This window comes from Acidisphaera sp. S103 (assembly GCF_009765975.1).
GTDB lineage: Bacteria > Pseudomonadota > Alphaproteobacteria > Acetobacterales > Acetobacteraceae > Rhodopila.
The window spans coordinates 210,160-218,349 of record NZ_LMUJ01000060.1 but is presented as its reverse complement, the minus strand read 5'-3'; the positions used below and the strand labels follow the sequence as shown (position 1 = coordinate 218,349).

Below are 8,190 nucleotides of genomic sequence, written 5' to 3'. Positions count from 1 at the left end.
CCCGCCGATCGCAAGATCACGCTGCATCCGGTCGAGGCCGGCACCGATCCGGCGAAGCCCGCCGTCTCATCGGTTTCGACCGCGGAGCAGGTAGCGCCCGCCGTCACACTCCCCACCGTACCGGCTACCGCCGCCACCACGGTCGCCGCGCCGCATCAGGCCCAACCAGCCTCGCCGGTGGAACAGCTTGCGCCGACGCTGCTCACACTGGCGAAAACCCCGGACGGGGGCCAGCAGATGACGGTTCGCCTGCACCCCGCCGACATGGGCATGGTGCAGGTCAGGATCGCGCAGGCGCCATCCGGCACGACGCAAATCGATATCACCGCGGACAATCCTGTGACTTTGCTGGCGTTGCAACGGGATCAGCCGCAACTGCACCGCACGCTGGATGACGCCGGCATAGCGGCAGCCGGGCGGACCGTCACCTTCCACGTCGCGCAGCCGGCACAGGCGGCGGCCGGCGGCAACGGGTCAGGATCGCCGGCGGCCAACAGCAACAGCCAGCAAGGTTCGGCCGGTCGAACGGGTGCCGGCATGACCGATGCCGATGGCTCCGCCGGCGGCGGTCGTGGCAACTACCCGGCCAGGGAGCGTACCGCCTATCCCACCACCCGGCGATCGGACGTGCGGCCGGCGACCATCGGTGCGACGTCCGGGAAATCGTATCGTATCGGCCTGGATATCACCGCCTGATCGCCAAAAAGGAGTTTCGTCAATGAGCGGCAGCGTAACGCCACCGTCATCGTCCCCGTCGAGCACCATTTCCCAGACCGGCACATCCGCCCTGGGCAGCCTCAGCGACAATTTCACCAGCTTCCTGTCGCTGCTGATGACCCAGTTGCAGAACCAGGATCCGACGTCGCCGCTGGATTCCAATCAGTTCACCAGCGAACTGGTTCAGTTCACCTCCGTGCAGCAGCAGATCGACACCAACAGCGATCTGACGCAACTGATTCAACTCACCCAGGCCAGCCAGATCGAGCAATCCACATCGATGATCGGCAAGCCGGTGACAGTGAACAGCAGCCAGCTTTCGTTGCAGAACGGCACGGCCGCGATCAATTTCAACACCACAAGCGCCGAACCGGTCGGCATCGCGGTTTTCAACGCGTCCGGCGTGCAGGTGCAGACCGCGACGTTGACCAGTTCGGCCGGTGCCAATACCTGGACCTGGAACGGCCAGAACGCCAACGGCACCACCATGCCGGACGGTGCCTATACCGTTACGGTGAACGCGATCGGTGTCAACGGAGCCACCTCGGCCGTTCCGTTCACCGTCACCGGCACGGCGACAGCGGTGCAGAACAATTCCGGCACCGTGGACCTTCAGATGGGCGGGTTGACGCTGCCGTTCAGCGCGGTTGATTCCGTGGGGAGCTGACACCGCCCGTCACAGTTTCGCCCCGCGCCCAGATCACACTGAAAAATACTTCGCCCGAGGGTTCAGGACGACGATTGCGCTGGTCGATTGTTCCGGATGCAACTGATATTCGTCTGATATCTCGATGCCGATCCGTTCCGCCCCCAGCATGCCCAGGATCGGCACCTGGTCTTCCAGTCGCGGGCAAGCCGGATACCCGAACGAGTAACGGCTGCCGCGATAACCCTGCCCGAGCATTTTCTCCATGTCACGGTCGTCCTCGCCCGCGAAACCGAGTTCCGCTCGGATTCGCTTGTGGACATACTCCGCCATGGCTTCCGCCATCTCCACCGACAGCCCGTGTAAGTACAGGTAATCCTGATAGCGATTGTCCTCGAACCACACGCGCGCGGTGTCTGAGGCTTTCTGACCCACCGTCACCACCTGCAGTGCGATCACGTCGCGTTCGGCGTCATCGACGTCGCGGAAGAAGTCGGCGATGCACTCGCCATCTTCTTTCGGCTGGCGCGGCAGGGAGAAGCGGGTAATCTCGGTCACCCCGTCCTGTTCGAAGATGATCAGGTCGTTGCCTTGGCCGGCGGCCTTCCAGTAGCCATAGGCGGCTTGCGGCCGAAGTATGTCCTGGTCCTCACACAAGGTCAGCATGCGGCGCATGACGGGGCGCAGTTCCTGCTTCGCCCAGCCCAGGAAGTCGTCCAGCGACCGGCCCTGCTTTCGGAAGCCCCACTGGAATTGATACAGGCTGCGTTCGTTGACGAAGGGGACGATCGCCTTGGGGGCGGATTCGATAACCCGCGCACCCCAGAACGGGGGTTCCACGACGGGAACATCGCGGGTCAGGCGATGGCGCCGTTCCCGGACGGCGCCGACATCGACCGGACGGAACGCTTTCTCATCGGCTTGACCCAGGGTCCGGGCGGTGTTGCGGGATTTGCCAACGCGTTTGGCCTGGATCGCTGAAAGGTAGTCGTCGAAGGCGTTGCCGGTGACCTTGTCCATCAGATGCAGGCCATCGAACGCGTCGCGGGCATAGGCGACACGGCCGCATCCATAGGCACCGACGCAGGCATCTTCCACATAATTGCGGGTCAATGCCGCACCACCCAACAGGACTGGTATCTCCAGCCCCTGGCGAGACATTTCTTCCAGGTTCTCCCGCATCACCACGGTGGATTTCACCAGCAGGCCAGACATGCCGATCGCATGGGCGCGATTGTCTTGCACCGCCTGCAACATCTCCGCCAACGGCACCTTGATGCCCAGGTTGACCACGCGGTAGCCGTTATTGGTCAGGATAATATCGACAAGGTTCTTGCCGATGTCATGCACGTCACCCTTCACCGTGGCCAGCACGATGGTGCCTTTTTCCTGGCCCTCCACCCGCTCCATCATCGGTTCCAGGTAGGCAACGGCACTTTTCATCGTTTCCGCCGATTGCAGCACGAACGGAAGCTGCATCTTGCCGGACCCGAACAGGTCACCGACCACCTTCATGCCGTCCAACAGCACGTTGTTGATGATGTCCAGCGGGGCGAGTGTCAGCAAGGCCTCGTCCAGGTCGTCGGTCAGGCCCTTGCGGTCGCCATCGACGATACGGTCCTTCAGGCGACCCTCCGGCGTCTCCGCGCGTTCCTTCTTGACCGCGTCGGCGAGTTTGCGGCCGGCGAACAGTTCCAGCAATTTCTGCAGCGGGTCATAGCCCTCACGCCGGCGGTCGAAGATCAGGTCTTCGGCGACCTGTCTCTCTTCTTCCGCGATCAAATGCAGCGGCCGGATTTTCGACACGTGAATAATTGCCCCGGTCATCCCTGCTCGGCGTGCGTGATCGAGGAAGACGCTGTTCAGCACGGCACGCGCGGCTGGGTTCAGGCCGAAGCTGACATTCGACAGGCCCAGAATGATCTGGATGTCGGGAAACTCCGCACTGATCGCGGCGATGCCTTCCAGCGTCCATTGCGCCAGCTTGCGGTCGTCTTCGTTACCGGTGGCGATCGTGAAGGTCAGCGGGTCGATCAGCAGGTCCGATTGCGCCAGGCCGTGCTTGTTGCAGGCGAAATCAACCAGCCGGCGGGTGATGCGCAGCTTGTCCTCGACCGACTTGGCCATGCCAACTTCGTCGATGGTCAGCGCGATGACCGCGGCGCCGAAACGTTTGGCCAGGATCAGGCGGTCGGTGGCGGCTTTTTCACCGTCCTCGAAATTGATCGAATTGATGATCGGCTTGCCGCCGTGCAGCTTCAGCGCGGCCTCGATCACCGGCGTTTCGGTGCTGTCGATCACCAGCGGACTGTTCACCGAGGCGGTGAAGCGGCGGATCACCTCATTCATCTCGGAGATTTCGTCGCGGCCGACGAACGCGGTGCAGACGTCCAGCGCATGGGACCCTTCGCCGATCTGCTCGCGGCCCATGGAGACGCAGCCGTCCCAGTCGCCTTTTTCCTGGGCTTCGCGCCATTTCTTGGAACCGTTGGCGTTGCAGCGCTCCCCAATGGCGAAGATCGCATTCTCCTGGCGCAACGGCACGGCCTGATACAGGCTGGCGACGCCGGGAATCCAGATCGGTTTGCGAGCGACCGGCGCGGGGCGGAAGCCCCCCAGCTTGCGCAGCATCGCATCCAGCGCGGCGACATGCTCGATCGAGGTGCCGCAGCAGCCGCCGATTAGGTTGACGCCGTCCTGCACCACGAACCGCTCCAGCCAGGACGCGAGGTCGGCGGCGTTCAGCGGATAGTGGGTATGGCCGTCCACCAGTTCCGGCAGGCCGGCATTAGGCTGCACCGAGATCAGGCCAGGCCAGTTGGATGCCAGCCAGCCGACATGTTCCGCCATCTCCTGAGGGCCGGTGGCGCAGTTCAGGCCCATCAGCGGCACATCCAACGCACCGATCACTGCGCCGGCGGCGGCGATATCGGGGCCGACCAGCAGGGTGCCGGTGGTCTCGACGGTGACCTGGACGAAGATCGGCGTGTCCGTGCCGGCGTTCGTGCGGGCGATTTTGGCGCCGTTGACGGCGGCTTTGATCTGCAGCGTGTCCTGGCAGGTTTCGATCAGGATCGCATCGACGCCACCGGCGATCAGGCCGCGGCATTGTTCGGCCAGCGCGGCTTCCAGCGGGTCGTAGGCGATGTTGCCTAGGCTGGGCAGTTTGGTGCCGGGCCCGACGCTGCCGATCACCCAGCGGTCGCGGCCATCGGCGAAGCTTTCCGCCGCTTCGCGGGCCAGTTCGCCGGCGATCTTGTTGATCTCGAACGCTCGGTCGGCGAGATCGAATTCGCCTAGGGTCACCGGGGAGCCGCCGAAGGTGTTGGTTTCCACCATATCGGCACCGGCGGCGAAGTAGCCTTTATGAATCTCCCGCACCATGTCGGGCCGGGACAGCACCAGCACGTCGGTGCAATTTTCGCGGCCCCAGTAATCTTTCTCCACATCCAGGGTCAGCGCCTGAACCCGGCTGCCCATACCGCCGTCACACAGCAGGACACGATCGCGCAGGGCATCGAGCAAATGGGGACGACTCATTTTTCAGGCTGCTTTCAGAGGGCGAGTTCGCGTGTGACATCCGCCGTCGTGCGGATGGCGGGCCAGATCCGTATGGGAAGCGGGCCGGGAATGGTGACCGGGTCACGCCAGGCTACCTGGGACGCGGTGAACATCCGGTTAACGGCATCGTCGGAAAATCCCGGCCAGCGGTGGGCCAACCTGTCGGTCATGTCGGTCCGGTCGTGTTCCGCGAGGTCGATCACCAGCAGCATGCCGTCGTCGTTGAGGACCCGGGTCGCCTCATGCACGGCGCCGGCCGGGTCTTCGGCGTGGTGCAGCACCATTTGCAGGACGACAATGTCGAAGGAACGATCCGTCAGCGGCAACCGGTACATGTCCGCCAGCCGGACAGCGCAATGCGCCAGACCTGGGTTGGACAGGCGGGCTCGGGCCAGGGCCAGCATCGCCTTGGAGGCATCGACGCCAAGCGCCTGGCGGACGCGGGGGGCGAGCAGTTCGAGAACCCGGCCGGTGCCGGTGCCGATGTCGAGCAGCCGTCCCCGCGATTCGAACGGAATGAGAGCGAGCAGGGCGTCCTCGACCGCCTGGGCGGGCAGTTCAAGCGCCCGCATCTCGTCCCAGTCGGCGCCATTGCGGCGGAAGCTTTCGGACGCGATGCGGGCGCGTTCGGCGAGGACCCGCGCGGCCTGCCGGCGATCGGCTTCAAGAACCGGGTCGTCGGCGGGGAGGCGGGCGACAAGTTCGCGCGGCAGGGCGCCGTCGTCGCCGGTTGGAAGGGCGAACCAGACATTGGCGCCTTCCCGCACCCGGTCCAGCAAGCCGCAATCACATAGCAACTTCAAATGGCGCGAGAGGCGCGGCTGCGACTGACCGAGGATTTCGGTGAATTCCATGACGCAGAAGGCGCCGCGAGCCGCGAGCGCGAGGAGGCGCAAGCGGGTCGGTTCGGCGGCGGCGCGCAAACTGGCGAGGAGTTGGTCCATGGCGGAGTGTTTAATGACATAAAGATATCCTTATGTCCAGTGGGTGTATCGGTCAGGCGTGCGGCGGCGTGATTGATCCAGATGTGATCCTCTTACCCGGTTTCTGGCGCTATGCCGCCGCCGGACGGACCCTTTGAGCAATGCGGTCCACATGATCCTGCCGAGTGAGGGCCAAATCGTAAGTGGCCACTGCCCGTTGATCCGGACGCTGTACTGGCCATCGCGATTCCCACCGAGGCCTTCCAATCGATTGGAACGCATTTGCATCAGGTCTTCGATGCAGGTCGTAGAGGTGCGAGAGATCGTTAAAGCCGCTCCCCCGATCCACTCCTCCCGGCCGACAGCGTCTCCAGCCGCTCCAGCACCGCGGGAACCCCCTCGATCACCTCGAACAGCGCGCGGCAGGCCGGATCGGCGAAGCCTTGCTCGACCGCGTGATCGATGGCGGCGACCAGCGGCCCAACCGATCCCGCCACATTGCACAGCACGATGGGCTTGTCGTGCAGGCGAAGCTGGCGCCAGGTGATGATCTCAAACGCCTCGTCGTACGTGCCAAGCCCGCCGGGCATGACCAGGAAGGCGTCCGATTCCTCATACAAACGGCGTTTTCTGCTGTGCATGCTGTCGGTAACGACCATCTCGGTGACGGTTGTATGGGCAACTTCCCATTGCGTCAGGAACTCCGGGATTACCCCGAGAACCGACCCGCCGGCCGCCAGGGTGGCGTCGGCGACGACCCCCATGATTCCGATTCGGCCGCCGCCATACACTAGGCGGATGCCCGCCTGCCCAAGACCACGGCCCAGCGCGCGCGCGGCGTCGGCGTAGGCAGGGTTCACGCCAAGGCGGGAGCCACAGAACACAGCGAGAGAGCGTATGGCCGTCATGAATATCCTTCTCGTTAGACCCCCAGTCTGTCCGCTCATCCGCAAATCTGCTAGCGAATCGTCGTGGCGATCCAGGATCGTTGTAGCGTGCGCGTCAATAACCGAGTGGGAAGGCGTTATCGAATGACAAAGCGTATAGCATTGTGTGCCGTTATGCTGCTGGCAGGGCTAGGCGTTGCCCAGGCCGACAGCCTGGATCCGATCGCCGTGCGGCAGGCCGGGTTCTCATTGCAGAACGGCGATTTTGCCTACATCCGTTCGGTCGTGAAGGACAAAGGCGACGTCAAGCCGCTGGAAGGGCCGGCCAAGGCCATCGCCATGTGGACCAAGGTGATCCCCACCCTGTTCCCCAAGGGCACCGAGACCGGAGGCAATACCAGGGCCCTGCCGGAGATCTGGTCCGACCCGGCCGGATTCCAGAAAATCGCGCTGGCCGCGAACGATGCCGCGACCAAGCTGGCCACCGACGCGAAAGCCGGCAATGCGGAGGAAGTGGCCGCCGACGCGAAGCTGCTGGGTGAGCAGTGCGGTGCGTGCCATAAGGCATACCGTACGAAGTAATGGCTGCACGATTGCCGGCCCGCTTGGTCGCGATACCAGGCGGGCCGGCGTGATTGACTCGTATCAACGGTGATGCCTACTCTTTTCCCCAATGAATAAACGGCCTGTTTCGGGTTCGGGGGAAAATATGACGTCGTTGATCAGACGCCTTTGCTTCGCATTTATTGCGCTCGCGACGGGCTTTGCCACCAGGCCGGTGCTGGCCCAGGAGACTATCAAGGTCGCCTATATCGACCCGTTTTCCGGCCCATTCGCGTCCGGCGGAGACGAATTCCTGAAAGTGTTCGCGTATATACTGGACAAGGTGAATGCCGACGGCGGCGCGCTGGGCAAGAAGTTCGAGATCGTGCCGTTCGACGACAAGCTGCAGCCGGCCGAAGCGCTGATCGCTCTAAAAAGCGTCACCGACCAGAATATTCCGTTCGTGATGCAATGTACTGGGTCGAATGTCGGTGCGGCATTGATCGAGGGCGTATCGAAGAACAACGCGCGCAATCCCGACAATCGTGTGCTGTATTTGAACTGTGGTGCGCTGGCGACCGAACTGACCAATGAGCAGTGCGATTTCTGGCAGTTCCGGTTTACCGGCAATGTCGAAATGCGAGCGGTGGCTCGCATCAAGGCACTGCCGAAAAGTGTCACCAAGGTTTATCTGTTGAACCAGGACTATCTGTTCGGACAGTCGATCCAACATGATACGAAGAAATGGCTGGCGAAGCTGCGGCCCGACATCCAGATCGTTGGCGATGAGTTGATACCGTTCGGCAAGGTGCAGGATTTCTCGCCTTATATTGCCAAGATCAAGGCGTCCGGCGCGCAATCGGTGATCACCGGCAACTATAACCGCGACCTGAACCTGCTGATCAAGGCGGCG

At 63.1% G+C, this 8,190-nt stretch carries 7 protein-coding genes; 4 read left to right on the top strand and 3 right to left on the bottom strand.

All coding sequences use genetic code 11. The features are described 5' to 3' along the window. Together GSQ89_RS19935 and GSQ89_RS19930 are read left to right on the top strand one after the other, a co-directional pair. Window positions 1–696, top strand: a 696-nt coding sequence (locus GSQ89_RS19935) for a flagellar hook-length control protein FliK (RefSeq protein ID WP_158928410.1), incomplete at its 5' end; no start/stop codon positions are given. A 22-nt stretch (window positions 697–718) separates the two neighbouring features. Continuing rightward, window positions 719–1,384 (top strand): flagellar hook assembly protein FlgD, encoded by a 666-nt coding sequence (locus GSQ89_RS19930; protein WP_158928408.1) that lies wholly within the window; start codon window positions 719–721, stop codon window positions 1,382–1,384. A gap of 33 nt (window positions 1,385–1,417) precedes the next feature. On the opposite strand, the gene metH is transcribed toward GSQ89_RS19930, so the two are convergent. From metH to GSQ89_RS19915, 3 genes are all read right to left on the bottom strand, one after another. Further along, complete coding sequence (gene metH / locus GSQ89_RS19925) at window positions 1,418–4,903, bottom strand: methionine synthase (RefSeq protein ID WP_158928406.1); 3,486 nt, start codon at window positions 4,901–4,903, stop codon at window positions 1,418–1,420. A gap of 14 nt (window positions 4,904–4,917) precedes the next feature. Then, complete coding sequence (locus GSQ89_RS19920) at window positions 4,918–5,868, bottom strand: ArsR family transcriptional regulator (RefSeq protein ID WP_158928404.1); 951 nt, start codon at window positions 5,866–5,868, stop codon at window positions 4,918–4,920. 305 nt (window positions 5,869–6,173) lie between these two features. Then, window positions 6,174–6,755: a TIGR00730 family Rossman fold protein gene (locus GSQ89_RS19915; RefSeq protein ID WP_158928402.1), complete on the bottom strand. Its 582-nt coding sequence runs from the start codon at window positions 6,753–6,755 to the stop codon at window positions 6,174–6,176. Between the two features lie 123 nt (window positions 6,756–6,878). Between GSQ89_RS19915 and GSQ89_RS19910 the strand changes: the two genes are divergently transcribed. After that, window positions 6,879–7,316, top strand: a complete 438-nt coding sequence (locus GSQ89_RS19910; RefSeq protein ID WP_158928400.1) for a cytochrome c — start codon at window positions 6,879–6,881, stop codon at window positions 7,314–7,316. A gap of 136 nt (window positions 7,317–7,452) precedes the next feature. Further along, on the top strand, window positions 7,453–8,190 hold a 738-nt coding region (locus GSQ89_RS19905), incomplete at its 3' end, for an ABC transporter substrate-binding protein (RefSeq protein WP_158928398.1).